Genomic DNA, 26,743 nt, shown 5'->3' on the forward strand with positions numbered 1-26,743 from the left:
TTTAGTAGGAACTATAACTATGCTAGAAGAACAGATAATAATAATATTATTATAGCATATCGAGAATTTAGTAGGAACTATAACTGAAACAGATGAAATTAAAATTTATTGTAAATTATAGCATATCGAGAATTTAGTAGGAACTATAACCTGATTAATGTATCAACTTCTTCTTTCGAGATTATAGCATATCGAGAATTTAGTAGGAACTATAAGTGCGCTTATTTAGTAAAAATAGTAGGTGCTTTTATTATGCTTAATTTTAAGTTTTAGAAATAGGACCGTTACGAAGTTTTCCTAAACTTTCTATTTAGTAGTAATACTGTTATAATAGTTATAATAAATGCAAGTTAAACGATTGAGGTGTATCATGAACTTACAAGAAATAAGAAATTTTCTTAAAGAGTTATTTTCAAAACCATTAGATAATGGGGAAAAACGTCATATAGTATTTTGGTATGATGAAAATGAAGATTTTATAGATGAAATAGATAGTTTTGATTTAGAAGACATAAAGGTTATTAAATTAACTGAAAACAATGTATTCTGGACGAAATATTATATAGAAAAAGAAAATCAAACTAGTAGTATTTTAGTATATTCAAATATAAAAAAGCCAGACCCACAGGAAGATTGGCTATATGATATTTTCTCATATAGTCAAGAGTTCTCCACAGATAGAGCAACAGTTATAATGAGAGAATTAAAAATAGTTGATTCATCACTAAAGACAGAATTTGAAACTTATAATGTATTTTTTAAGAATAAGGAGAGAATATCAGGATTTAAGAACTTAAATATACAAGAATATACGAAGGAAAAAGTTCATATAGGGGTTCTAGCTGTTTTGACAAAAGTTAAAGTTATGGACATTGAAGAGATAGTTAAGGCTATAATTAAAGATTACTTAGATGGAAGTAATAAGGTCTATGAAGATATAAAAAAGTTCGGAAGTATAGATGTTTTATGGAGCCTACTTGAAAAGTATTTTGGATATTCCTTTGAAGAAAAAAGTATAGAAAGATTTATGGCTATGCTATTAGTTACTAATATGAATGAAAATGTAAAATTTGAATTTCCAAATACATATGCCTTATTTATATCTCCAAAGGTTAGAAATTGTTTAGTATTTATAAACCATTTCATGGATAACATTAAAGACAGTAATTATTATGATAAAATGCAGGAATTAGTAGGGAGTAAACTAAAAATTTCTGAGCTATTAGAAAAAAAAGATACTGAGGAATTTATAAAATGTGAAGTTTTCGAAGAAGTTGACAAACTAATTTTAACAAGGATTACAAGTCTTTTAAAAGAAGGATTAGAGGAATATGATAAATATCTATCTGAATTAGTAGTAAGAAGAACTTTACATTATTATAAAAAATATGAGAGTGAATATAATGCTTTAAAATGGGCTATTAACTTATTAAATAAGCAGAAGTCAGTAAGCTCTATAATAAAGACAGAAGATTCATTTAACATGGTAAATTCTTATATAAAAGATTATTATTATATAGATAAAGCTTATAGAAAGTTCTATTATCACTTTGATAAAAGTCTATGGAAAGAAGAATTAACTGACTTAAAAGATACTATTGAAAATATATATAACAACTGGTATTTGCAAGAGTTATCAATTAAGTGGAATAATTCAATTAGAAGTTTAAATTCTTGGAGAATAGAAGGGTTAAAGCAACAGGATAAATTTTATGAAGATAATATTAAATTTAAAGGTAAGGAGAGAACATTTGTAATAATATCAGATGGCTTAAGGTATGAAAGTGCAGAAGAGCTAAATACTTTACTTATAAATGAAAGAAAAGGTAAAAGTGAATTAGAGTATATGCAAGGGGTATTACCATCTTATACAAAGCTTGGGATGGCATCTATTTTACCTAATAAAACTATTGAAATTAATGATAAATATGATGTTATAGTAGATGGCTTAAGTAGTAATGGTGTAGAAAATAGAAACTCTATTTTGAAAAAGGAAAATGAAAAGTCTTTAGCAATAACTTATGATAAAGCAATAGATATGAGAGATAGTGAGATTAGAAAGGCTTTTATAGGATTAGACGTTATTTATATTTATCACAATACTATTGATGCAAGAGGTGATCATGCTGCTTCAGAGAGAGAGGTATTTGGAGCTACTGAAGAGGCTTTTAAAGAAATAATTACTTTGGTAAATAAATTAGTTAATAGAGTAAGTGCGTCCAATATAATTATTACAGCAGATCATGGATATCTTTATAAAAGAAGTGTTATGGAAGAAAGTAATAAGATATCTAGTATTAAACTTGATGACGGTGAAGATAGTAGAAGATTTTTATTAACTTCTAAGGATGAATATGTTGAAGGTACAATAACTTTTAGTATGGATTACTTATTGGGAAAAAACTGTAATAGATATGTTATAACTCCAAATGGAACTTCAAGGTTTAAGGTTCAAGGTGCCGGTGCTAACTATGTACATGGAGGGGCAATGTTACAAGAGATAGTGATTCCTGTTATTAGATTTAAGAATGATAGAAGTACATCATCTGTTAATGATATAAGTAAGGTAAAAGTATCTTTAACAAGTATAAATAGAAAAGTAACTAATCCAATAACATATTTAGAATTTTTCCAAGATAAAAAATTAGAAGATAAAGTAATAGGAAAAAAAATAAGGACTTATTTTGAAGATGAACAAGGAAATAAGGTTTCAAATATTAAGACTATAATAGCAGATTCAAAGTCAGAAAATCCTATAGATAGAACTTATAGAATTGAATTTGTTTTAGAAGGTAGAGAGTATGATAAAACTAAGCAATACTTCTTAGTTATGGAAGATGAGGAAGATGTTAATGGAGAATACGATAGAGTACCATTTAACATTGATATAGCAATAGTAGATGATTTTGGATTTTAAAGGGTGAGGGTTATGGATGAATTAAGTATAAAACTTAACCAGCATTTTGCTGGTAAAGTAGTTAGAAAAGATTTAACACAAAAGTTAAAACAAGGAGCTAACGTACCAATTTATGTACTTGAATACCTATTAGGAATGTACTGTGCTACTGAGGATGAAGATAGTATAAATGCAGGCATTACAAGAGTTAAAAATATATTAGCAGATAATTTTGTAAGACCGGATGAGGCAGAAAAAATAAAATCTAAAATTAGAGAAATGAGTAGATATACTGTTATTGATAAATTAACTGTTAAATTAAATGAAAAAAGAGATTTATATGTGGCTGAATTCTCTAACCTTGGGTTAAAAGATGTTGAGATAGACTCTAAATATGTAAAAGACTTTGAAAAGCTATTGGGTGGCGGCATTTGGTGCATTGTGAAAATCCAATATTTCTACGAAGAAGGAGCTAAAAATCAAAATCCTTTTATTATAGAAACAGTTACACCTATTCAGATGCCTAATATGGATATGAAAGAGTTGATCGAAGGTAGAAAACAATTTAATAAAGAAGAGTGGATAGATATCTTAATAAGATCTATAGGTATGGAACCAACTCAATTAAAACAAGAAGTTAAGTGGCATATGTTACTTAGAATGGTTCCTTTATGTGAGAATAATTATAACATGTGTGAGCTTGGACCCAGAGGTACTGGGAAATCTCACTTATATAAAGAAATATCACCTAATTCAATACTAGTATCAGGTGGTCAAACTACAGTTGCAAATCTTTTTTACAATATGTCGCAAAGAAAAATAGGACTTGTTGGAATGTGGGATACAGTAGCTTTTGATGAAGTTGCGGGGATAACATTTAAAGATAAAGATGGAATTCAAATAATGAAGGATTATATGGCTTCAGGATCATTTTCAAGAGGTAAAGAAGAAAAAGCTGCATCTTCGTCTATGGTATTTGTAGGTAACATAAATCAAAGTGTAGATGTATTATTAAAAACTTCTCATTTGTTTGATCCATTTCCTGAAGCAATGGCATATGATTCGGCTTTTTTTGATAGAATGCATTTTTATCTGCCAGGATGGGAAATACCTAAAATGAGGCCGGAATTAATAACAGATAGTTTTGGATTTATTACAGATTATTTAGCTGAATATCTTAGAAATATGAGAAAAATAACTTTCGGAGATGCAATAGATAAGTATTTTAAATTAGGTAATAATTTAAATCAAAGGGATGTTATTGCAGTAAGAAAAACAGTATCAGGTTTAGTAAAATTATTATATCCTCATGGTGAATATACAAAAGAAGAACTTGAAGAAATATTAAGATATGCACTAGTTGGGCGTAGAAGGGTTAAGGAGCAATTAAAGAAAATTGGAGGAATGGAATTCTATGATGTTCATTTTTCCTATATAGATAATGAATCTATGGAAGAGGAATTTATATCAGTACCAGAACAAGGCAGTGGATCATTAATACCAGAAGGACTTTCAAAATCAGGGCATGTGTATACCATTGGGGTAGGTGATTCAGGGATGATTGGAGTATATAAATTAGAAGTAGAAGTCGTAGGTGGAACAGGTAAATTTGAAAAGACTGGGCTAGGGTATGATAGAGAAGCTAAAGAAAGTATAGAAACAGCATTTAGGTACTTTAGAGCTAACAGTAGAAATATTAGTAGTTCAATATCTACAACTAATAAAGACTATTTAATGCATATACAAGATGTTAATGGTGTTGGAATGACTTCAAGTTTATCACTTGCAGCTATATTAGCCATGTGCTCTGGAGCATTAATGAAGCCGGTACAAAGTCAATTAGTTGTATTAGGATCAGTAAGTATTGGGGGTACAATTAATAAGGTTGAGGATTTAGCGAATACTTTACAGGTGTGTTTTGATGCAGGAGCAAAGAAAATTTTATTGCCAATGATAAATGCAGCTGATATAGCATTAGTACCTCCAGAATTGTTTGCAAAATTTCAAATAATGTTTTATAACAGTGCAGAAGATGCAGTATTTAAGGCTTTAGGAGTACAATAATAACTGTAAGATAATAATTTGAAATATGGAGTGAAGTTCTATGGTAACTCAAAAAGAAAAAACAGTAGAAACACAAATACCGCAATATTCTTCGATAAAAATAACTGCCTTAGGTGAAATATATTTTAGTAAAACTGAATTAAAATTTGAGTATTTTAATAAAAACAATACTTTTGCTTATTTAAATAATAAAACAGTATCTCAGACACTTGAAAACAATAGGTACAGTAAATTTACAGAAATAATACAAGAAAAATATAGTAAGTATTGTGATACCAATATTGGTGACTTCTTAATGCTTGTTAAAAGCAATAATGATAATTTTTATAAGAATTTATTAAATCCATATGGAGATTATGAATATTGTAAATTTAGTATAGGTGATACAAAAGTAATGGGTAAAAAGGGACTTTATATTTATAAATTAGGCAGTGAAGTAGTATATATTGGTAGATGTAAAGATTCATTTAAAAAGAGAATCAATCAAGGTTATGGAGTTATTCATCCCAAAAATTGCTACATAGATGGACAATCTACAAACTGCCATATTAATAGTCTAATAAATAAAACTGGTGATTCTATAGAACTATTCCTAGCTTTCTTTACGAATGATTTTGAAATTGAAGAATATGAAAGGAAATTAATACAGGAACATAAACCCAAGTGGAATATAGCATTAAAAGCTTAGGGTAATTTGTTTTTGAACTTGTGGAAGATATTTAGGCTCTTGATCTGTGGATATATCATAATATTTTATTAGATATATAAATAAAAATTTATATATCTTTGGTAAACTAATTTTTTAAGATTATCGTGTATAGTGCCTGAAGGAATAATATATAAGTAGGTTTAAATATATATAACAAAAGATTTGCGCAAGATAATTTGTCTTGCGCAAATTTTTTTACCCACCAATTATCTCCCTTAGTCTTTCTAAACTCCTGTTTCTCATCCTCATAGATGTGGAGTAAGGTATACCAGCTTGTTTTGCAAATGCCTTTAATGGTTGATTTTTTATATAAACAAACTCAATAAGTTCTTTTTCTTCTTTAGCTAATTTTCCTATTGCAGCCTTAAGATTTAAAATTTCTATCTTAGGGAACAATTCATCTTCTACAAAGTCTATATCATAAGCTAAGGTGTGTTCCAAGCAATCTGTAAGGGTAAGGATAGATCTACTATCGGTCTTATCATGTCTAGTTGAACTCCTTATTAAATTGGATAAAGCGTTTTTTATTGATGTAGTGGCATAGGCTACAAATCTCTTGTTATCTGGATTGTACTTATTCAGTGCTTTAAAAAGGCTTTTGTAACATTCATTTTGGACGTCTTCAAATTCATATCCATTTAGAAAGGTTTTTTTACATAAATTTAGAATAAAGGGCTTAAAATTATTAGCCAAATCCTCTTTTGCTTGATCATTTCCCATCTTAGCTAGTACAGCTAATCTTTCATTTTCAATTAAGTTCATTTTCATCACCTCTAATTTAATATTTTTAGAAAACACCCTGCACAAGTTAATAGGAATTTAATTAAATACAATGTGGTATTTATATGGTGCATTGGGGTATTTATTTATAGGGGTGATTAAATGAAACTAGCCATTGATATTGGTCATAATTGCAGTTATGACCTAGGAGCATCTGGAATTAAGTCAGAGGATAATTTAAATCTTGATGTAGGTAATAGTCTTATTAGTAAATGCTTAAATGTAGGTATTGAGGTTATTAAATGTTTACCTAGTAGCACTTCAAGTCTTTATGATTCTTTAAACAAAAGGGTAACTACAGCTAATAATCATAATGCAGATTTCTTTATATCCATTCATCATAATGCTTTTCCAGGAGCACAAGGAACCGAGATTCTTTGTTATCCCGGTAGTAGGGGGATAGATATTGCAAAAGTAATACTTCCTGAGATTGTTTCCTTAGGTTTTAGAGATAGAGGGGTAAAACCTAGAGGTGATCTCTTTGTATTAAAGAATACTAAAATGCCTGCAATTCTAGTTGAATGTGCCTTTTGCGATAGTGAACATGATATGCAAATTTATAACTCTGAGGCTATGGCAACTGCAATATTTTTAGGAATTAAAAAAGCCTTTAACATTCAAACTGTCGTACAACCTAAAGATGAGGGAATATATCATGTTGTCAAAAAGGGTGATAACTTATGGACATTGTCAAAGATCTACTTCACAACGGTAAAATACCTAATAGCTCTAAATAATATCGAGAATCCGGATTTAATATATCCTGGTCAAAGAATTAGAGTTAAGTAAAATTTGTCTATATGAAAATTATACCAAAAAAGAAGGGGGATGCAAACGTGTGTTCTGATTACAAAATGAAAGGAGATGAGGAATATGACAGAATCAATTTTAACTTCACTAGCTTTAGTTGTGGAATATAAAAGCGGATTAGACAAAGAAGGAAATGACGTTTATAAAAAACAAAGATATTCAAAAATATCTGAAGATGCTACAGATGAAGCTTTATATTATGTAGGAAACGCTATAGGACAAGTGCTTGATACACAGACCTATAGAGTTTCAAAAGAAAATAAATTTGAGCTATTTCATGTTTAAGAAAAGGAGGAAAAGATGTGGAGTTAAATGATTCCACATCTTTTTTACAATTTATTTTGATCTTAAAAGTCAATTAAAGACAATATGTAGAATTATGGTAATAGTTATTATAAAATAAAAGTAGGTGAGTTTAATTGAAACCTAATAGTAGTTATCTATATTTATAAATAATGAAGTATTAGAGAGGAGAATAAAAAATGCTAAGTGTATATGAAACATGCCCTACATATGAAAATGAAAAATATCTGCTTAAATTTGTTGAGAATGAAGACTGTATTGATTTACTGAAAGTATATTCTGATAAAAAAGCGGTTTTATTATTTAATAGTGATAATTGTGGAGGAGATGATTTTTATTATACGACAGAGAAGCGTATGAAAGATGCTATTGATTATTGGCATTTTGAATACGATAGAAAAGGTTTTGTTAGATGGTCTATTATTGATAAGCATAAAAACTCTGCTATTGGAACAATAGAACTGTTTCATAGAACTAGTAAGGATTATTTTACTGAATGTGGATTATTGAGATTAGACCGGAGAAGTGATTATGAGAAGGTAGAAGAAATTGAAAATATTTTATCTTTAATAATCCCTAAAACATTTGATTTATTTAAGTGTGATAAAGTGGCTACTAAAGCTATATCAAAGGCATCTGAAAGGATCATGGCTCTAAAGAACTTAGGATTTCAGGCTTCAGATGAAAAGTTAATCGGTCATGATGGAACAGAGTATGATTCCTATTTTGTTCTTAAAAATTAGATAAATTTCTAATGTTAAATGAGTAGAGGCTCCTATGATGTAGTAAAATATAATATAAACTAAATAAGAACTGCATTAAGCAGTTCTTATTTAGTTTCATAACATACTGATGTTTGTTTGTCTAGAACATCTCCTATAAACTTTCCAACTTCTAGGTGCACTGGATGAATAAGATATGCATTCATATCATCAAGCGACTTAAATTTAGTAATCAGAATTATGTCATAAGCCGTTTGACTGGGACGAATATTGATTTCAGCTTGTATATCTAAAAGAACTTCTATTTTTCCTTTCATACCTAAAAGAACTTCCTGTGCCTTTTTAATATTTTCAGTATCATTATTTTTAAATTTTAAAAGTACATTATTTACAATCATTTTTTTACCTCCTGTAATATTTAGAAATACTTATAGTTTATGGTTCATAATATTTTTTATTATCATTTAAATAGTTTTTAGATGGTTCGAATTATACCACCATCAATAGTATGCTCACATCCAGTAATGTAGGAAGCTCTACCTGAAGCAAGAAAAGCAACAAGTTCTGCAACTTCCTCAGGTTTTGCTGGACGCCCAAGAGGTATACCACCAAGGGCATCCATTAATTCTTGACGAGCACCGTTATAATCTTTTCCAGAATTCTGTGACATTCTTTCAATAAGACGCTCGGCAGCTTTTGTTTCAGTAAAACCTGGGGCTACTGTATTGATTCGTATTCCTTCAGATCCAAATTGAGTTGCTAAATTTTTACTATAATTAGTAAGAGTTGCTTTTGCTGCTGAGTATGCCATTGTCATATTTCCTGGAAGCCTGCGCTGAATTGAGGATATGTGAACTATAACTCCTTTATGCTGATTAATCATAGTTGGTAAAAATCCACGATCCAAGCGTACAGAAGCAAAAAGATTAGCATTAAATGTACTTATCCAATCTTCATCACTTAGGGCTAAAGCTCCAGATGTTGAAGATGATGAACCTCCTACATTATTAATTAGTACATCTAATCCTCCAAGCTTTTCAAGAGTATCCTTAATTATTTTTTCTGTGCCTTCTGGTGTACTGACATCAGCTTGAATAAATCCAACAGAATCAGGCAAATCTTCTGAAACAGTTCGAGCAGCAGTCATTATGCTTGCTCCAGCACTGAGTAAACGGTGAACAATAGCATTTCCAATCCCTTTGGTTCCTCCTGTTACAAGTACCCTTTTATCCTCAAATTCTTTGTTCATATCAAATGTTGATAATGTATTTCCCATACTTAGATTCCTCCCTGCTTTATCTTGTCTTGTTTAGTATAGCTAATATAACTTGACTACAGTACGTCAGGTTCTAGAATGATATTTATTCACCATATTATCTAAACGAAGTGATATCTCATTCCTTATACTTTGAGGAGCTATAACCTCTAGCATTGTACCAAAAGAAAAGAGATAGTTATAAATCCACTCACCATAGGGCATGGAGACAATTACAGTATAAGAGTTGTCATTATTTTTTATTATATTTTCTTCATCAAAATCATCATATACACGGTAAGCTCCTTCAGCTGATATTTTAAGAGTTAGTTTAACCCGTTCATTAGCTTCTTCCTTTGCAGACTTAGGCAAAAGCTCCTGAGAATTTTGGTGTATACATGACTCTTCAGTAATATAAATATCAGACATACGGCTTATTTTAAATGTTCTAGAGGCACTTTTTTGCAGACAATATCCCTGTAAGTACCAAGCCTTATCTTTAAAAATCAATTTAAAAGGTTCAACCTTTCTATATTCTTTTTCACCGTATATATTAAAATAAGAAAAAGTTATAACTAGTTGTTCAAGTATGGCACCTTTAAGAAGTCCAAAAATCTGTTGCTGTTTTTTATTGCTTCACCAATTAGAAAAATCAACTTCAACCCAGTTTATATTATTTTTTCTAAAAAGTCCGCTAAGCTTTAATAGCACGTTATCAAGTTCAGGATATTGAACTGCTGATAGACTTTGAAGAGCCATCAAGATTTTATCCTGTTCTTTTTCTGAAAGTAGTGACTTATCAAGTACAAAGTCATCAATAAGAGAGATTCCCCCACCTTTACCTTGACTTGTATATATGGGAATACCACCTTGGCACAGTGCATCAATATCCCTATATATAGTTCTCACAGATACTTCAAAATGTTCAGCCAGTTCTCCAGCGGTCACAGATTTCTTTTTAAGCAGAATGTATATAATTTGAAATAACCTACTTATTTGCACAATATCACCTCGTTTAAAATATAAAACATATAATATGACTACAATATGTCATATTATATGTTTTTCTAATAAATAAACATTTTATTCTCAAATTAAAAAGAGGAGTGAAGATTACCATTTTGCTTATAAGTTGAAACTAGAGGTAGTAAACACTCAAACTATTGTTACAGCTAAAGTTGATGGTGATTTTGATAAAACAGGATTACCAGATCCTTTTCTTTTGGACTTCCATTTTACAGTAGTAAATGAGAAAATAACAAAACTAGAAATTTTATAACATTACGATAATTATAAGAAAATTAAGGCTATATCATCATATATAATTATTAAAGTGAAAAGTTGTAACGAAATAGAAGACAAAAGAATAATATAAATCTATCGGATTTAAAAAAATGAATACTTCTAATTATCAGAAGTTAAATAAGGTAAAGTTAAGGGATACTTTAAAAGGTAGGATAAATAAGGTGGTGAGTTAATGAAAAGTGAAGTTGAATTTCTACAATTATTAGATGGGGAAACAGATGAAACAGCTTTAGAAAAATTTAAAAGAAAAATGATTGCTCTAGGCAAAGAGATAAAAATTGTAAATAGTAAAAGAATGTGCCCAAAGCTTATGAAAATATATTTTGTTGAAAATAAGAAAAAGGGAATGCAAGAGATGGGATAGTTAAAAAATAAGATACACAAGTTCTTGAGTCATTATGATTCAGTTGCTTGTGTATTTTTATATTTTTACCACTAAAATAAGGAATTATTTAGATATTTATAGAAATATTTAGTCTTTTTTCATGTTTCAGTATTGAAAGAACTATGAATTATATAATAAACTATATTTACTAACACTTACATTTAATTCTGGTATAAAGTATCAATTATATGATTTCTAATTAAGGAGTACATAGGAGAAATTAAAAATATTTTTAATTTGGGGGGGGAGAATTTGAGTAAAAACACAATTACAAAGTTAGTAGTATATAATTTAGTAGTAGCTTTGACGGCTATAGTATTGTTTTCTCCAGGGCTTTTAAATTTATTTGGTAAAGCAACTGGGTTGATATCACAATCACTTATAATAACCTTATTGTTGATGATTATATTTGTATTTATATATCTTAATTATAGTTTGCTATTTGCCAAAAAAGATTCATCTGTTGAATTAAAAGCTGAGACTATGAGGGATGTTGTTAAGATATTAAATAATAATACATACAAAAAATCTTTCGGAAAAACTATAAAAACTCTTATTAATCAAATAGATTCCTATACAGTGTTAAAAGACGATATATTAGAGGATTTAGAAAAGCGATTTGATAAAAATAGTTTGAGTTATTCAAAGTTTTATCAAACTATACAAGCTATGGAGTCTGTCTATTTTGATATGATGAAAAGAACAGCTACTAAGATAGAGAATTTTAATGAGGATTCTTATAATACATTAAAAAGAGAAGATAAAAATAGAGATGATTTGGTTATAGATGAAAGATTAGAGATGTATCAAAAATACTTATCAGATATAGAAACTTCAATTGAACAAGGAGACAAGATATTATTGAGATTGGACAAGTGTATGTTTGAATTATGTAAGTTAGATAATGCAAAAGGAGATTTAGATAATATGTTAGAAATCAAGCATTTGGATGAATTAATAAATAATATAAAGCATTATAAGTAAGGGGGATAATAATGAAAATTTTAAAGAACGTATTAACATTTATCATTATAGCGGGAATCGTTTTCGCTGTGGTATATGGTGGAGTATCTTTAACTAAAAATTTGGGTAAATCTGATACACAGGTATCTGAAGAAGATGCAAGTAAAACAATGAACAAGTTGTTAAAAAAGGTTAGTTATAAAGAAGTTGGAGCAAGAAAAGCTTCTGTAGTTTTAGAAAGTAATAATTTAAGTGACACACTTCCAAGTATAGATAAGTATCCAGTGAAGGTTGAAAATACAACTGATACTTTTGTTGAGATATTTTCCTCATCTGAAAAAGCTGGTAGCGGAAATGATGCTTGGCTATTAGATATGGCTAACAAATTTAACTCTTCAAGTGTGGTTGTTAATGGGAAAAAGGTATCTGTAAAAATTAGGGCAATTTCATCTGGTGAAGGTATGGATTATATATCTTCAGGAAAATATGTTCCTGATGCTTATACTCCTTCAAATGATTTATGGGGAAAAATGCTTCAAGCTAAAGGCATTAAAGTAGATACTGTAGAGGAAAGATTATTAGGGAATGTTCCAGGAGTTCTTCTATCATCAAGTAAAAAAGATGAACTAATTAAAAAATATGGATCTGTTAATCTAAAGGTAATAACTGAGGCTGTTGCAAATGGTGAATTAACAATGGGTTATACAAATCCATTTCAAAGTGCTACAGGTTTAAATTTTCTAGTATCAACACTAAATAGCTTTGATACTAACTTGTTGAGTGATTCAGCTGTATCAGAATTTGAAAAGTTCCAAGCTAACATACCTTTTGTTGCTTATACAACTTTACAAATGAGGGAGTCAGCAGCATCTGGGGTTTTGGATGGTTTTATAATGGAATATCAAACTTACAAAAATTCTCCAGAATTATTTAGCAGCTATGCATTTACTCCATTTGGATTAAGACATGATAATCCTTTATATGGCATAGGAAATTTAACTGATGAGAAAAAATCTATTTTAAATGAGTTTGTAAAACTATGTAAAAGTGGTGATAGTCAGAAATTAGCAAAAGACTATGGCTTTAATGAGTTAGATAATTATAAGTCAGAAGTTAGTATGCCAGCTGGTGACACTATAATAAGAGCGCAGAAAATATGGAAAGATAAGAAAAATTCAGGACAAGATATAGTTGCAGTATTTGTAGCTGATAAGTCAGGAAGTATGGAAGGCGAACCTATGACTAAATTAAAAGAGTCATTAATCAAGGGTTCGCAATATATAAGTAATAATTCATCTGTAGGATTAGTGAGTTATTCAGATGATGTTGAGATTAATTTACCTATAGGTAAGTTTGATTTAAACCAAAGATCCTTATTTACAGGAGCGGTTGAGGATATAAATGCAGTAGGGGGAACTGCAACTAATGATGGTGTATTAGTTGCTACAAAGATGTTATTAGAAGCTAAGGAGCAAAATCCTAATGCAAAGTTAATGCTTTTTGTATTAAGTGATGGAGAACAAAATAGGGGCCTTAATTTAGATAAGATAACACCTGTTATAGAAGCATTTAAAATACCTATTTACACAATTGGTTATAATGCTGACATTGATGCTCTAAACGTATTATCTAGTATAAATGAAGCTGCTAGTATAAATGCTGACTCAGAAGATGTTATCTATAAGTTAAGCAATTTATTTAACGCACAAATGTAGGAGGTTATTATGGGTTTTACAATGGATGCCACAATAGATTTAGATAGAGTTCCAAAAGCTCCAGATATAAAGGTTTTGGAACAAGAGATTGATAAGCAATTAGAAGTTTCTGAGGAAGTAAAAACAGAACTTGAAAAAAGAGCTGAGGCAAATATAAATAGTATTTTTGATGTTGATATTTTATCTATGGATTCTAGAAAGAGTTTCATAAATCCAATAATAGAGTTTGGTAGAGATACTATGGAAGCTTCAGCTAAAAGAAACTCTATGTTAAGTATATCTGTTGGGAAGTTAGCTACACTAGAGGACAAAGATAATGTTATATCTAAAAGTCTGTTAGATTTAAACAAAGAAATGAAGGCTTTAAATCCATCTTTAATAGACTTTAATAAAACTGGTTTATTATCAAAACTATTTAATCCTATAAAAGACTATTTTGCAAAATATGAAAAAGCTAGTGCTGTTTTAGTGAATATATCTAAAGCTTTAGATAAAGGTAAAAAAACTTTAGAGAATGATATTATAACAATGACTAACGAAGAAATAGAAATGAGAAAACTTACTAAAAAACTAAAATCAGAGATAGAGTTATTAACAGCAATGGATCTTTGTCTTGAAAAGAAAATACAAGATGCAAGTAGTAATGGAGTTGATCCTGAAAAGATAAAATTTGTAATGGAAGAAATTCAATTTCCACTAAAACAAGGATTAATAACTATGCAGGAAGTTTTAACAGTAAACCAACAAGGTATATTATCGATTGAATTATTTAAAAGAAACAACAAAGAATTAATGATAGGGGTAGATAGAGCAAAACTAGTTTCTATGTCAGCCCTTAGTATAGGAGCTATGCTTGCAAGTGGTTTGTATAATCAAAAGATAGTTATTAAAACCATAGAGGCAGTAAACCAAACAACAGGAGCTATGCTTGTTGGTATTTCTGAAATGATTAAATCACAAGGGGTAGATATTCACAAACAGGCTGTTAACTCAAATATATCTGTAGAAGATCTGCAGAAATCATTCGATAATTGTTTAACAGCTATAGATGATGTAAGTAAGTTTAAGCTTGAAGCATTGCCTAAGATGAGAGAAACTATAGACAAGTTTAAGAAACTTACAGAATCAGGTGAAAAGGCAATAAATAAATTTGAAAATGGAGATAAATTTTCATTTTAGAATACGTTAATTATGAACTATCTCTCAGTCTTTAATACTGAGAATAGTTCTTTTTAAATAAAATGTTGACAATGTTTACAGATTATATTAATATAATTGTATATTAAATATGAATTCATTTAAGGATTGTTACTGGAATGCAGGCAAAACCTAAATTGATACCAAACTTTTGTTATAGCCTATGGTTATAGCTGTTTGATGTTGATTTGGGTTTATTTTTATTTAAAAACAGAATAAATTTTTTCTATAATTTAAAAACTACGATTAAGTGGATAAATGTTTCTAATGGAAATTTGATGTAAAGGAGATTAGGGATGTGCTAATAAGCAAAGTGTTAAATAATAATGTTGTTACAATTAAAAATGAAGACAATCAAGAGTCTGTGGTTATGGGAAGAGGGATAGCCTTTCAAAAAAAGAAAGGTGATGAGATTGATGAAGAGAAAATAGACAAGATATTTGTTTTAAAAAACAAAAGCATAAATGATAAATTAATTACTTTAGTTAATGACATTCCAGCAGAATATTTAGAGGTTTCTGAAGAGGTTATAAAATATGCTGAAGAAATGTTAAATACGAAACTAAATGAAAATATATATTTAACACTAACTGATCATATAAGCTTTTCTATAAACAGATATAATAATAATTTAGAGATGAAAAATGTTATGCTTTGGGATATAAAGAGACTTCATAAACCGGAGTTTGATATTGGAATTAAGGCATTAAAAATAATAAAAGACAAAACAGATATAAGCTTACCAGAAGATGAGGCTGCTTCTATAGCTATGCATATTTTAAATGGTGAGTTAAATCAAGACATGCCACAAATAGTAGATATTATAAACTTAATAAACGAAGTGTTAAAAATTGTAAAATATCATTTTAATATTGACTTTGATGAAGAGTCTATTAATTATTATAGATTTGTTACTCATTTAAAATTCTTTGCACAAAGAATGGTTAATGGTAAATACTATGAAGATGATGATAATGAATTATTTGAAATTATTAGATTAAAATATCCAAAATCGTATGAGTGTACAAAGAAAATAGAAGGATTTATAAAACAAAAATTTAATAGCCAGCTTACAAAAGAAGAGAAGTTATATCTTATAGTACATACGGCAAGAGTAGTAAAAGAAAGTCAATAAAGCCTTAAAGAAGTTGTTTTCTTTAGGTTTTTATTATACATATTTATATAAATTAAAGGAGGGTGTAATAGTAAAATTAATTTTTAACCGGAAGTTTCATAGGATTGTAACTGATTCGATCAGGCAAAACCTTAATTCTTCAAAACTTAACTATATTAAATTTTGAAAGTGAGGAATTAAGCTATGAATTATGAAAATTTAGCTAAATCAATATTAGAAAAAGTAGGCGGAGAAGTCAATATATCAAATTTAACACACTGTGCAACAAGATTAAGATTTAATCTAAAAGACAAATTAAAGGCAAACACAGATGGATTAAAAAACACAACTGGTGTTATGGGTGTTGTTGATAAAGGTGGACAATACCAAGTTATAATAGGTAACGAGGTTAATAATGTTTATAAGCAAATAGTTAAAATATCAAATATAGAAGTTGCAGACGGAAAGGATTCTGAAGAGGATGATAACCGTAAAGTTTCTGCAAAAGTTATAGATACAATAACAGGGATATTTACGCCTATATTACCAGCAATAACCGCTGCAGGTATGATGAAAGCAGTACTTTCATTATTAGTTGCTTTTAAATTAATAACAACAAAGTCACAAAGTTATCAGATTATAAACTTTATGGCTGATGCAGCTTTTTATTTCTTACCAATACTTCTTGCAAATTCTGCTGCTAAAAAGTTTAAGACAAATCAATATTTAGCGATGATGCTTGGTGGAATGTTAGTTCATCCAACATTTGTATCAATGGTAGGTGCAGCTAAAGAAGCGGGAACAGGAATATATTTATTTGGTTTACCGATATCTTTAGCATCTTATAGCTCAAGTGTTTTACCTATAATATTAGGTGTTTGGTTTATGTCTTATGTTGAGCCAATAGCAGATAGAGTATCACCAAGTGCAATTAAGTTTTTCACAAAACCATTGATTACAGCTATGGTTACAGGAGTAGCTTTATTAGTTGTAATAGGACCTATAGGATATATAGTAAGTGATAAAATAGGATTAGGTATTAAAACTTTAGAGTCTTATGCTGGTTGGTTAGTACCAACTTTAGTTGGAGGTTTAACTCCATTATTAGTTATGACAGGTACACATTATGGACTAGTTCCAATTGGTATAAATAATCGTATGACTATTGGATATGATACTATAATATATCCAGGAATGTTAGCATCTAACGTTTCTCAAGGTGGTGCGGCTTTAGCGGTAGCAATGAAAAGTAAAAATAAAGAGATAAAACAATTAGCATCATCAGCAGGCATTACAGCAGTTTGTGGTATAACTGAGCCAGCACTTTATGGTGTAAACTTAAAATTTAAAACTCCATTATATTCAGCTATGATAGGTGGAGCAGTGGGAGGATTATTTTTAGGACTATTTAGAGTATCAAACTATACAGGTGGTTCTCCAGGATTTTTGACACTTCCAAGTTATATTGGTGGAGATTCCATGAATAACTTTGTATATGCCTGCATAGGAGCTGTAATAAGTGTAATTGTATCATTTATTGCTTGTTTAATATTATATAGAGATAAAGTTGAAAGTGAAGAAGTTGTAAATAGTGTTGAAAAAAAGAATTTAGTTAATAAAATCACTATAGCTAGCCCTATAAGCGGAGAAGTTATTTCATTAAATGAAGTTAAAGATGAAACTTTTGCTTCAGAAATGATGGGAAAAGGAATCGCAATTAGACCTACTGAAGGAAAAGTAGTATCACCAATAAATGGAGTTGTTCAGACAATATTCAAGACTAAACATGCTATAGGTTTAAAATCAAATGATGGAGTTGAGATTTTAATTCATGTAGGTATGGATACTGTTCAATTGGAAGGTAAGCATTTTACTTCATACATTAAAGATGGTGATGAGGTTAAAGTTGGAGATACTTTAGTAGAATTTGATATGGAAGCTATAGAAAAAGAAGGTTATGAATTAGTTACTCCAGTTATAGTAACAAATACTATGGATTATTTAGAGGTTTTACCAATGAATTTAGATACAGCAAAACTTGGAGATACTATTATAAGTATTATTTAGTTAATATGTTTAAATAAAATAGAAGGGAGTATCTTTAGCTTAATGCACAGATACTCTCTTTAATAAAGGAGATAAATATGTATTCTAATAAATTTCCAGAAAACTTTTTATGGGGTGGAGCAACAGCTGCAAATCAATGTGAAGGAGGATATAAAGCTGGAAATAAAGGGTTATCAACAGTAGACGTTATTCCATCAGGAGAAGATAGATTTCCAGTAATGAAAGGAAAACTAAAAATGATGACTTGCGATGAAGAACATTATTATCCAAGTCATGAAGCTATTGATTTTTATCATAGATATAAAGATGATATAAAATTATTTGGAGAAATGGGATTTAAAACCTTTCGTTTATCAATTTCTTGGGCACGTATATTTCCAAATGGAGATGATGAAGTTGCAAATGAAGAAGGGTTAATGTTTTATGAATCTTTATTTGATGAATGTCTTAAATATGGGATTGAGCCACTAGTAACTATAACTCATTTTGATGTACCAATGCATCTTGTAGAAACAATAGGCTCATGGAGAAGCCGTAAGATGGTAGATCATTATGAAAGATTATGTACTACTCTTTTTGATAGATACAAAGATAAGGTTAAATACTGGCTTACATTCAATGAAATAAACATGTTATTGCATTTGCCTTTTATAGGAGCGGGATTAACTTTTGAGGAGGGGGAAAATGAAGAAGAAATAAAATATCAAGCAGCCCATCATCAGTTAATTGCAAGTGCAAAAGCTACAGAAATAGCAAGAAAAATAAATCCAAACTTCAAGATTGGTTGTATGCTTGCAGGAGCAAGTACTTATGCAAATACATGTGCACCAGAGGATGTTTGGAAGTCTATCACAAGAGATAGAGAAAATTATTTCTTTATTGATGTACAATCACGTGGAGAGTATCCTAATTATGCAAAGAAGATGTTTGAAAGAAACAATATAAATTTAAACATGGAAGCTGGAGATGAAGAGATTTTAAAAAATAACACAGTAGACTTTATATCGTTTAGCTACTATGCTTCAAGGTTAACTAGTGCAGATCCAAATGTAAATATCAAAACATCAGGAAATGTATTTCCAACTTTGAGAAATCCTTATTTAAAGGCTAGTGAATGGGGATGGCAAATAGATCCATTAGGACTTAGAATAACATTAAATGCATTATATGATCGTTATCAAAAACCTTTATTTATAGTTGAAAATGGACTTGGGGCTGTAGATACTCCAGATAAAGATGGTTATGTAGAAGATGATTATCGTATAGAATATTTAAGAGAACATATAAAGGCTATGAAAGAAGCAATTAATGAAGATGGAGTAGAACTAATGGGATATACGCCTTGGGGATGCATAGACCTTGTAAGTGCTTCAACTGGTGAAATGAAAAAACGTTATGGTTTTATATATGTTGATAAGGACAACGAAGGAAAAGGAACCCTAGCTAGAAGTAAAAAGAAGAGCTTCTATTGGTATAAGAAAGTTATAGCTAGTAATGGAGAAGATTTATATTAATCCACATAAAAAATCAGCTTTTGATAAGCTGATTTTTTATCTTAACTGAGTAATTGACAACAGGGTAAGAAGAAAATTGTGAAATTAATTAGCAGTTGTGCTAACATATAACTATTAATATAAAACAAATTACTAGGAGATGATAGTATGCATAAAAATAAATTGGTAGTTATAGGAGTAGGACATGTTGGGTCTTATGTCTTAGCTGAGGCTATGAAGCTTGGTTTATTTGCAGAAATTGGTGTAATTGATATTTTGGAAAATGTAGCTTATGGAGAAGCTCTTGATCAGGCTCAAGCTACAGCTTTAACTTATATGAATAATGTTGAAGTTAAAAGTGGGGGTTATGAACAATGTGAGGATGCAGATGTTATTATTATAGCTGCAGGCCCAAGTATGATACCTGATCCTAATGACCCAAAAGGAGAACCTGATCGTACTTTATTAACAAAAATAAACTGTGGAGTTATTCGTGACGTAATGAGTGAAATAACAAAGTATACTAAGGATGCTATAATAATTTTAATTACAAACCCATTAGATACAATGGTTTATATCGCTGAAAATGAATTTAATTATCCCAAAGGACGTGTGTTTGGAACTGGAACTATGTTAGATTCAGCACGTTTAAGAAAATTTATTGCTGATACCTATAAAATTGATCCAAAATCAGTGACAGGATACATGATGGGAGAACATGGTAGTACTGCATTCCCTGTTTTAAGCCATGTTAACATCTCTGGTATACCATTTTCAGAGTTAAATGAATACTTTGAGGGTTCTTATGATATAAATGATCCCGAAGTAGTGAAATCTGCAATAATTACTTCAGCATATGAAGTGTTTAATGGTAAGGGATGGACCAATGCTGGTGTTGCTCAATCTGCTGTTACTATGGCAAAGGCTGTTCTATTAGACGAAAAAAGTGTTTATCCTGCATCTACTACCTTAAGAGGTCAATATAGTCATGACGGAGATGTAGCATTAAGTATGCCATGTGTTATTGGACGAGAAGGAGTTATAAAACAACTGCCTGTAAAATTAAATGAATGGGAAAGAAAAAAGCTAGAAGAATCTATTTCTTTTATAAAATCAGCTATGAAAGATGCAAAAACTGGACCTGAGATTTAAAATCAGATTTTTTATAGGTTGATAAGTTTATTTCATTTTTCGACTAATAAGTTACTTATTTATGATAAATACTTTTCATTTTCCTCTCAATCTATTTATTTGTGTAGGTAGAGTTAGTATAATCAAAGAAAAAACTAGGGGGAAAAAGTTGTGAGTGATATAAAAGTAATTATTATGGACGTAGATGGAACTTTAACTAATAGTGAAAAAAAGATTTCAGAAAAAACTAAAAATGCATTAATTAAAGCACAAGAAGCTGGAGTAATTTTAATCTTAGCATCAGGTAGACCTACATCTGGATTAATAGATTATGCAAAGGAGTTAAAGATGGACGAACATCATGGGCTTTTAGTTTCTTTTAATGGGTCAAAAGTTGTTGATTGTCAGAGTAATAAGGTGCTATTTAATGAAACTATGTCCGTTGAAAAGGGACAGGCAGTCCTTGAGCATATGAAGAAATTTGATATTAAACCTATGATTGATAAAGATGAGTATTTATTTGTTAATGATGTTTATAATTGTTATGTAGAATATAAAGGGAGACCATTTAATGTAATTCAATATGAATCTCGTGGTGGCAAATTTAAGTTGTGTGAAAAGGATGATTTAGCAGCTTTTGCTGACTATCCACTAAACAAGATATTAACAGCAGGAGACCCAGAATATCTAAAGGCAAATTATGAAGAGATGATGGAACCATTTAAAGATACTTTAAGCTGTATGTTTACAGGTCCTTTCTATTTTGAATTTACTGCAAAAGGAATTGATAAAGCTAAGGCTTTAGATTCTGTATTAATTCCTATGGGATACAAAAAAGAGGAGATGATAGCCTTTGGAGATGGACATAATGATGCTTCGATGGTTAAATATGCTGGTATTGGAGTAGCTATGGCTAATGCAGTAGATGATTTAAAGGAAATAGCTGACGAGGTAACCCTATCTAATGAAGAAGATGGAATTGCCTACACATTGAAGGAATATCTTAAAATATAATATAAAATAATGTATAATGTTCATGAGGTGATCTTCATGAACATTTTTATAAAATTAAATAAATTAACAAACTTAACCGAAAATGAAAAAACACTAGTAGACTATATGAAAGATAAATCTGAGGATTTCTTGAAAATGAGTGCAATAGAAATTAGTGAAGTTTGTTTCATTTCAACTTCCACTATTTATAGATTATGTCAAAAACTTGACTTAACAGGATTATCAGAACTTAAATTACAAGTTTCCATGTCTATTAATGAATATTTAAGAGAAAAAAACTCTCTTGACTACAATTATCCAGTAAGGCAAAATGAGACACAAAACCAAGTAGTTTTAAATTTAAAAGAGGTTTATGAACAGACAACATTATCCTCACTAAATTTGATAGATTTAGAACAACTTAGAATTATAACAAAAGCTCTATGGAATGCTAAAAACATAGATATATATACTTCAGCTGGGAATATTTATTTTGCAGAGAATTTTAAATTTCAAATGCAGGAAATAGGAACTTTTGTGAATGTACCTGTGGAAGAATATCATCAACTTCTAACAGCATCTACCAGCGATGAGAAACATATAGGAATAATAATTTCATTTGAAGGACGTGGAGTTATAGTAGAGAATATAGCAAATATATTAAAAATGAATAACACAACTATAATATTAATTTCATCGATAAATGAGAATCCAATTTCAAAATATGCAGATTATCATTTATATCTAAGTTCAAATGAAAATCACTATAATAAAATATCATCATTTTCAACTAGATTATCGTTATTATATATTTTAGATTGTTTATATGCCTGCTACTTTAAGCTTAATTACGATAAAAATGTAGAATATAAGCTTAATACATATAAAAAAATAACAACTAGACCTAAAAAAAAATTATATAGAGAGCAAGGAGGAAAGATATAGATATGAAAGAAAGAATATTAGCAGATTATCATATGCATACAAATTTTAGTGATGATTCTACTTATGAAATGGAGGATGCTGTAAAAAAGTCTATTTCCATAGGACTTAATGAAATTTGTTTTACTGAACATGTAGATCATGGTGTAAAAACAGACTTAAATTGTGATTATGATGGATATATACAAGAATATAAAAGATGTGAAGCCGTATACTCTAAAAAAATATCAATAAAACTTGGAATAGAATTTGGAGTACAAACTCATACTATAGAGCAATTTAAAAAAGACTTTAATAAATATGACTTTGACTTTGTGATACTTTCTTGTCATCAAGTGGAGAATAAAGAGTTTTGGACACAAGATTTTCAAAAAGGTAAAACCCAAAAGGAATATAATGAAGCTTACTATAAAGAAATATTAAATGTGATGAAAAATTATGATGATTATAGTGTATTAGGGCACCTTGATATGATAAAAAGATATGATAATGAAGGAGAGTATCCTTTTGAAAAAGTTAAGCATATTATAAAAGAAATATTATCTCTTGCTATTAAAGAAGGAAAAGGTATTGAAGTAAATACTTCGAGCTTTAGATATGGGATTAATGATTTAACACCATCTAGAGATATATTAAAATTATATAAAGAACTTGGGGGAGAAATTATTACAATAGGTTCAGATACGCATAAAGAAGAGGACGTGGGAACTAAAATTTCGTATGTCCAAGAAGAGTTAAAGAGATTAGGATTTAATAGCTTTTGTACTTTTGATAAAATGAAACCAATATTTCATGAGATCTAGTATATGTATAATGACAGTATTTTGGTAAATAATATAATTGATTCTATTTACCAAGAAGAGGAGTGCCATGATATCAGGGAAAAAATTAGCTTTTAAGAGATTAAATGAAGCTTATAATAATGCTAGAATTGAAGAATTTGATGATAATTCTAAGTATATATTTTTTAGCGACTGCCATAGAGGTGAAAATACACCATACGATGAATTTTCAAAAAATCAAAATATATTTTTATTCGCATTAGAATATTATTATAATAACGGATATACTTATGTAGAGGTTGGAGATGGAGATGAGCTTTGGGAGCACTCAAACTTTAAGCATATAAGGCTAGCACACGATGAAGTATATACTCAATTAAAAAAGTTTTTTGATGAAGATAGATTGATTATGTTATATGGAAATCATAATATACAACTAAAATATCCGGATTTCGTAGAAAAAAATTACTACAAGTTTTATGATGATTATAATGAGGAAGAAATAGAGTTGTTTCCAGGTATAACCATATATGAAGGGGTAGTATTTAGGCATAGGGAAACAGGTCAAGAGATATTAACAGTTCATGGGCACCAGGGAGATGTATTAAATGATTCTTTTTGGTATTTCAATATGCTTTCTGTAAGATATTTCTGGAAGTTTTTTCATTCAATTGGTTTTATAAATCCTGCAAGCCCTGTAAGAAATGCAGAAAAAATCCATAAAATCGAAAGGATTTATAGTCATTGGATTAAAAGACATAAAACTATGATTATCTGTGGACATACTCATAGACCTCATTTTCCAAAAGCAAAAGAATTACCATATTTTAACGATGGTTCATGTGTTAGAGCAAGTGGAATACAGGGAATTGAGATAGAAAACGGTGAGATAATGCTTATAGAATGGAGAATTAGAACTGATTCAGAGGGAGATCTTCATATTAAGAGAAAAGTTCTTAGAGGACCGGAACCAATTGAAAGATTTGATTTAAGAAAAAGATAAGTAAAAATGGTCTAGAAGACTTAGATGTTTCTAGACCATTTTATTTTAAGGATTTATCTTAAAATAATTATCTATAGCTTTTGTAATTGATAAAGAAATTTTATTTTGGTAATCTGAATTACTTAAGTTTTTTTCATCAGATTCATTACTTATATAGCCAAGCTCCACTAATATTGCAGGAGCTTTTACCTTTTCTAACACTAAATAATTTCCTTTCTTTATCCCTCTGTTTGTAGTTTTTAAATCTTCTATAATTTGTTTTTGGACTACTTCTGCTAAAACCTTACCTTGAGAACTCGCTTCATTATAATAAGTTTCTGTTCCAGTTATGGATTTCTCATCAAATTTGTTTAGATGAATGCTTAAAAATATAGTGGCCTTTTCGTAATTTGAAATAGCAGCACGTGCTGATAAATCTTCTTTAGGCTCAGAAGGCCATGAAACTTCATCATTTTCTCTAGTATAAACAACATTATAGCCTTTTTTTTGTAAAATTGAGCCAAGCTTTAAGGATATTTCTAAGGTGAGTTTTTTTTCTTGATTTCCTAAAGAACCTACGGCACCAACATCATATCCGCCATGACCAGGATCAATTACTATAGTTTTTTCAGCCGTACTTAATTTGGAATTTAGTAAGAGATTTACTTCTCTATATGGATATTTATTATCATAGATTTTAATTATTGTTATAGAAACTATCAAAAAGATAAATAATCCTAAATATATTTTTTTATAAGTTGATTTTTCAAATCTAATAGTAATACCCCCTCACTGTTTTACATAATTTCCCTGTAATTTAATTATATATTATTTTGTAAGATATTACTGTTAAATTTTAAAATCGTAATAATAAATTTATTTTCTGTAATAAAAAGAGGAAAGAAAACTACCTTTAAGCTAACTATAAATATCGCTAGGGTTTAAAAATCCAGTATTAATTATAGTTTCAGGAATATTATATCTAGTTACTAGTGTTGGAGGTAAAATAATTGCAGGAACATCCTTAAAACCATTATTAATAATTGCATTAGTATCTAAAGATTCACCATTTACTAGTTTTATAGAAGCGTTAACTGCTACTTTTGCAAGTTCTCTACTATCTTTAAGTACAGTCATTGATTGAGTACCAGCAATTATTCTTTTAATAGCAGCAGGAGATGCATCTTGACCTGTTATTGCAACTTTTCCAGCTAATCCTGCTTCTTCTAAAGCTTTGATGGCACCTCCTGATATAGCATCTGTAGGGGATAATATTGCATTAATATTATTATTTTTACTTAAAATAGTTTTTATAACATTATAGCTTTCTACAGGATTCCAATTAGGTATAGATACACTGGAAACTATTTTTATAGATCCAGTTGCAACTAGAGGGATAATATATAACATGGAACCATCTTTATATAATTTAGAAGTATCGTCATTAGGGTCGCCAGATAAAATAATATAGTTGCCTTTTGGAACATTCTGAACAAGGTATTTTCCTTGAAGTTCACCAACTTGTGTACCATTAAATGACATATATAGGTCAGAGTTACTATTTTGTAGAAGACCATCATAAGATATGACCTTTATTCCAGCTTTTTTAGCTTTATCAACTAAAGAAGTGAAAGCTGAAGAGTCTAGAGGAGCAATAATTAATACATCAACGTTTTGTGAAATTAAATCTTCAACTTGTTTTGCTTGAAGCAAAGGATCATAGTCAGCGTCCTCTAATTTTAAGGTTACACCTTTTTGATCTGCATAATATTTAAAAGCTTCTTTATCTCTAACCCATCTTGGAATTCTTTGATTAGGTAAGGACACCCCTATTACAATATTTTCTCTAACTATAGAATTATGTGCATGTAACTCTTTTTTAAACAGAATATTTTCAGAGTAGCTGACAGGCACAAGAAAAACCTTTGGTATTGATAGGTACATATTCATCACCTTTTTTAAGTTTATATAATAATTAAAATATTCTATTAGAAGTTATTTATTTCTAATATATTTTGAGTTTACGAATTTTAATAAAAAATCCTTAAAATAATAATTAACATGAATGTCGATTAAAACTTAGAGGAAATTACACAAATTTGTAGAATAATGTATTTTATAAAGCAGAATTAATC

25 protein-coding genes are annotated in these 26,743 nt (G+C 29.4%); 18 read left to right on the plus strand and 7 right to left on the minus strand.

Annotation, left to right across the window (positions count from 1 at the left end; translation table 11 throughout):
- The first annotated feature begins 370 nt into the window (after window positions 1–370).
- From pglZ to B3N22_RS10925, 3 genes are read left to right on the plus strand one after another with little or no spacing between them, the layout of a single operon-like run.
- A complete protein-coding gene (gene pglZ / locus B3N22_RS10915; protein WP_286907021.1) occupies window positions 371–2,917 on the plus strand; it encodes a BREX-1 system phosphatase PglZ type A in 2,547 nt (848 codons plus the stop codon).
- Between the two features lie 12 nt (window positions 2,918–2,929).
- A complete protein-coding gene (brxL, locus tag B3N22_RS10920; protein WP_286907023.1) occupies window positions 2,930–4,960 on the plus strand; it encodes a protease Lon-related BREX system protein BrxL in 2,031 nt (676 codons plus the stop codon).
- Window positions 4,961–5,000: 40 nt separating this feature from the next.
- A complete protein-coding gene (locus B3N22_RS10925; RefSeq protein WP_286907025.1) occupies window positions 5,001–5,648 on the plus strand; it encodes a GIY-YIG nuclease family protein in 648 nt (215 codons plus the stop codon).
- Window positions 5,649–5,864: 216 nt separating this feature from the next.
- Here B3N22_RS10925 and B3N22_RS10930 read toward each other — a convergent pair whose 3' ends face one another.
- Window positions 5,865–6,431, minus strand: a complete 567-nt coding sequence (locus tag B3N22_RS10930; RefSeq protein ID WP_286907027.1) for a sigma-70 family RNA polymerase sigma factor — start codon at window positions 6,429–6,431, stop codon at window positions 5,865–5,867.
- Window positions 6,432–6,551: 120 nt separating this feature from the next.
- On the opposite strand from B3N22_RS10930, the gene B3N22_RS10935 reads away from it, so the two are divergent.
- From B3N22_RS10935 to B3N22_RS10945, 3 genes are all read left to right on the plus strand, one after another.
- Complete coding sequence (locus B3N22_RS10935) at window positions 6,552–7,238, plus strand: N-acetylmuramoyl-L-alanine amidase (RefSeq protein ID WP_286907029.1); 687 nt, start codon at window positions 6,552–6,554, stop codon at window positions 7,236–7,238.
- Between the two features lie 84 nt (window positions 7,239–7,322).
- Window positions 7,323–7,544, plus strand: coding sequence for a DUF1659 domain-containing protein (locus B3N22_RS10940; protein WP_286907031.1), 222 nt, complete (start codon window positions 7,323–7,325; stop codon window positions 7,542–7,544).
- A gap of 197 nt (window positions 7,545–7,741) precedes the next feature.
- Window positions 7,742–8,305 (plus strand): N-acetyltransferase, encoded by a 564-nt coding sequence (locus tag B3N22_RS10945; protein WP_286907032.1) that lies wholly within the window; start codon window positions 7,742–7,744, stop codon window positions 8,303–8,305.
- Between the two features lie 86 nt (window positions 8,306–8,391).
- On the opposite strand, the gene B3N22_RS10950 is transcribed toward B3N22_RS10945, so the two are convergent.
- From B3N22_RS10950 to B3N22_RS23635, 4 genes are all read right to left on the minus strand, one after another.
- On the minus strand, window positions 8,392–8,682 hold the full coding sequence (locus B3N22_RS10950) for a Dabb family protein (RefSeq protein WP_286907033.1): 291 nt from the start codon (window positions 8,680–8,682) through the stop codon (window positions 8,392–8,394).
- A 77-nt stretch (window positions 8,683–8,759) separates the two neighbouring features.
- Complete coding sequence (locus B3N22_RS10955; protein ID WP_286907034.1) at window positions 8,760–9,560, minus strand: SDR family oxidoreductase; 801 nt, start codon at window positions 9,558–9,560, stop codon at window positions 8,760–8,762.
- 66 nt (window positions 9,561–9,626) lie between these two features.
- Window positions 9,627–10,154 carry a WYL domain-containing protein gene (locus tag B3N22_RS23630; protein WP_349676626.1) on the minus strand — a complete coding sequence of 176 codons (528 nt, stop codon included), beginning with the start codon at window positions 10,152–10,154 and terminating at the stop codon, window positions 9,627–9,629.
- Window positions 10,155–10,175: 21 nt separating this feature from the next.
- Complete coding sequence (locus tag B3N22_RS23635; RefSeq protein ID WP_349676617.1) at window positions 10,176–10,541, minus strand: helix-turn-helix transcriptional regulator; 366 nt, start codon at window positions 10,539–10,541, stop codon at window positions 10,176–10,178.
- Between the two features lie 475 nt (window positions 10,542–11,016).
- On the opposite strand from B3N22_RS23635, the gene B3N22_RS10965 reads away from it, so the two are divergent.
- From B3N22_RS10965 to B3N22_RS11020, 12 genes are all read left to right on the plus strand, one after another.
- Window positions 11,017–11,208, plus strand: a complete 192-nt coding sequence (locus tag B3N22_RS10965; protein WP_073016735.1) for a hypothetical protein — start codon at window positions 11,017–11,019, stop codon at window positions 11,206–11,208.
- A gap of 273 nt (window positions 11,209–11,481) precedes the next feature.
- Complete coding sequence (locus tag B3N22_RS10970) at window positions 11,482–12,213, plus strand: hypothetical protein (protein ID WP_286907039.1); 732 nt, start codon at window positions 11,482–11,484, stop codon at window positions 12,211–12,213.
- 11 nt (window positions 12,214–12,224) lie between these two features.
- Window positions 12,225–13,907, plus strand: coding sequence for a vWA domain-containing protein (locus tag B3N22_RS10975; RefSeq protein WP_286907041.1), 1,683 nt, complete (start codon window positions 12,225–12,227; stop codon window positions 13,905–13,907).
- 9 nt (window positions 13,908–13,916) lie between these two features.
- On the plus strand, window positions 13,917–15,086 hold the full coding sequence (locus B3N22_RS10980) for a toxic anion resistance protein (protein ID WP_286907044.1): 1,170 nt from the start codon (window positions 13,917–13,919) through the stop codon (window positions 15,084–15,086).
- Between the two features lie 316 nt (window positions 15,087–15,402).
- Complete coding sequence (gene licT / locus B3N22_RS10985; protein WP_286907046.1) at window positions 15,403–16,239, plus strand: BglG family transcription antiterminator LicT; 837 nt, start codon at window positions 15,403–15,405, stop codon at window positions 16,237–16,239.
- Window positions 16,240–16,422: 183 nt separating this feature from the next.
- Window positions 16,423–18,285, plus strand: a complete 1,863-nt coding sequence (locus tag B3N22_RS10990) for a beta-glucoside-specific PTS transporter subunit IIABC (protein WP_286907048.1) — start codon at window positions 16,423–16,425, stop codon at window positions 18,283–18,285.
- Between the two features lie 77 nt (window positions 18,286–18,362).
- Window positions 18,363–19,799, plus strand: coding sequence for a 6-phospho-beta-glucosidase (locus B3N22_RS10995; protein WP_286907050.1), 1,437 nt, complete (start codon window positions 18,363–18,365; stop codon window positions 19,797–19,799).
- Between the two features lie 147 nt (window positions 19,800–19,946).
- On the plus strand, window positions 19,947–20,930 hold the full coding sequence (locus B3N22_RS11000) for a lactate/malate family dehydrogenase (protein WP_286907052.1): 984 nt from the start codon (window positions 19,947–19,949) through the stop codon (window positions 20,928–20,930).
- 150 nt (window positions 20,931–21,080) lie between these two features.
- Window positions 21,081–21,923 (plus strand): Cof-type HAD-IIB family hydrolase, encoded by an 843-nt coding sequence (locus B3N22_RS11005; RefSeq protein WP_286907054.1) that lies wholly within the window; start codon window positions 21,081–21,083, stop codon window positions 21,921–21,923.
- A gap of 36 nt (window positions 21,924–21,959) precedes the next feature.
- Window positions 21,960–22,847 carry a MurR/RpiR family transcriptional regulator gene (locus tag B3N22_RS11010; protein WP_286907056.1) on the plus strand — a complete coding sequence of 296 codons (888 nt, stop codon included), beginning with the start codon at window positions 21,960–21,962 and terminating at the stop codon, window positions 22,845–22,847.
- A 2-nt stretch (window positions 22,848–22,849) separates the two neighbouring features.
- Entirely contained in the window at window positions 22,850–23,647 is a 798-nt protein-coding gene (locus B3N22_RS11015) for a histidinol-phosphatase HisJ family protein (protein ID WP_476728473.1), read from the plus strand.
- 67 nt (window positions 23,648–23,714) lie between these two features.
- On the plus strand, window positions 23,715–24,629 hold the full coding sequence (locus B3N22_RS11020) for a metallophosphoesterase (protein WP_286907058.1): 915 nt from the start codon (window positions 23,715–23,717) through the stop codon (window positions 24,627–24,629).
- Window positions 24,630–24,674: 45 nt separating this feature from the next.
- On the opposite strand, the gene B3N22_RS11025 is transcribed toward B3N22_RS11020, so the two are convergent.
- Both B3N22_RS11025 and B3N22_RS11030 read right to left on the minus strand, forming a co-directional pair.
- Window positions 24,675–25,331, minus strand: coding sequence for an N-acetylmuramoyl-L-alanine amidase family protein (locus B3N22_RS11025; RefSeq protein ID WP_286907060.1), 657 nt, complete (start codon window positions 25,329–25,331; stop codon window positions 24,675–24,677).
- Window positions 25,332–25,526: 195 nt separating this feature from the next.
- Window positions 25,527–26,552 (minus strand): sugar ABC transporter substrate-binding protein, encoded by a 1,026-nt coding sequence (locus B3N22_RS11030; protein WP_286907062.1) that lies wholly within the window; start codon window positions 26,550–26,552, stop codon window positions 25,527–25,529.
- Window positions 26,553–26,743: the final 191 nt, after the last annotated feature.

Origin of the sequence: Clostridium sp. UBA1652 (genome assembly GCF_002320975.1) — a bacterium.
Classification (GTDB): Bacteria; Bacillota; Clostridia; order Clostridiales; family Clostridiaceae; genus Clostridium_T; species Clostridium_T intestinale.

Coding starts and splice junctions, on each gene's coding strand:
- B3N22_RS10955 (WP_286907034.1), bottom strand. CDS start 9,560: ATGGGAAATACATTATCAACATTTGATATGAACAAAGAATTTGAGGAT.
- B3N22_RS10940 (WP_286907031.1), top strand. CDS start 7,323: ATGACAGAATCAATTTTAACTTCACTAGCTTTAGTTGTGGAATATAAA.
- B3N22_RS10990 (WP_286907048.1), top strand. CDS start 16,423: ATGAATTATGAAAATTTAGCTAAATCAATATTAGAAAAAGTAGGCGGA.
- B3N22_RS10925 (WP_286907025.1), top strand. CDS start 5,001: ATGGTAACTCAAAAAGAAAAAACAGTAGAAACACAAATACCGCAATAT.
- B3N22_RS10950 (WP_286907033.1), bottom strand. CDS start 8,682: ATGATTGTAAATAATGTACTTTTAAAATTTAAAAATAATGATACTGAA.
- B3N22_RS11000 (WP_286907052.1), top strand. CDS start 19,947: ATGCATAAAAATAAATTGGTAGTTATAGGAGTAGGACATGTTGGGTCT.
- B3N22_RS10980 (WP_286907044.1), top strand. CDS start 13,917: ATGGGTTTTACAATGGATGCCACAATAGATTTAGATAGAGTTCCAAAA.
- B3N22_RS11010 (WP_286907056.1), top strand. CDS start 21,960: ATGAACATTTTTATAAAATTAAATAAATTAACAAACTTAACCGAAAAT.
- brxL (WP_286907023.1), top strand. CDS start 2,930: ATGGATGAATTAAGTATAAAACTTAACCAGCATTTTGCTGGTAAAGTA.
- B3N22_RS10975 (WP_286907041.1), top strand. CDS start 12,225: ATGAAAATTTTAAAGAACGTATTAACATTTATCATTATAGCGGGAATC.
- B3N22_RS10945 (WP_286907032.1), top strand. CDS start 7,742: ATGCTAAGTGTATATGAAACATGCCCTACATATGAAAATGAAAAATAT.
- B3N22_RS10930 (WP_286907027.1), bottom strand. CDS start 6,431: ATGAACTTAATTGAAAATGAAAGATTAGCTGTACTAGCTAAGATGGGA.
- B3N22_RS11015 (WP_476728473.1), top strand. CDS start 22,850: ATGAAAGAAAGAATATTAGCAGATTATCATATGCATACAAATTTTAGT.
- B3N22_RS11020 (WP_286907058.1), top strand. CDS start 23,715: ATGATATCAGGGAAAAAATTAGCTTTTAAGAGATTAAATGAAGCTTAT.
- B3N22_RS10965 (WP_073016735.1), top strand. CDS start 11,017: ATGAAAAGTGAAGTTGAATTTCTACAATTATTAGATGGGGAAACAGAT.
- B3N22_RS10995 (WP_286907050.1), top strand. CDS start 18,363: ATGTATTCTAATAAATTTCCAGAAAACTTTTTATGGGGTGGAGCAACA.
- B3N22_RS10935 (WP_286907029.1), top strand. CDS start 6,552: ATGAAACTAGCCATTGATATTGGTCATAATTGCAGTTATGACCTAGGA.
- pglZ (WP_286907021.1), top strand. CDS start 371: ATGAACTTACAAGAAATAAGAAATTTTCTTAAAGAGTTATTTTCAAAA.
- B3N22_RS11030 (WP_286907062.1), bottom strand. CDS start 26,552: ATGTACCTATCAATACCAAAGGTTTTTCTTGTGCCTGTCAGCTACTCT.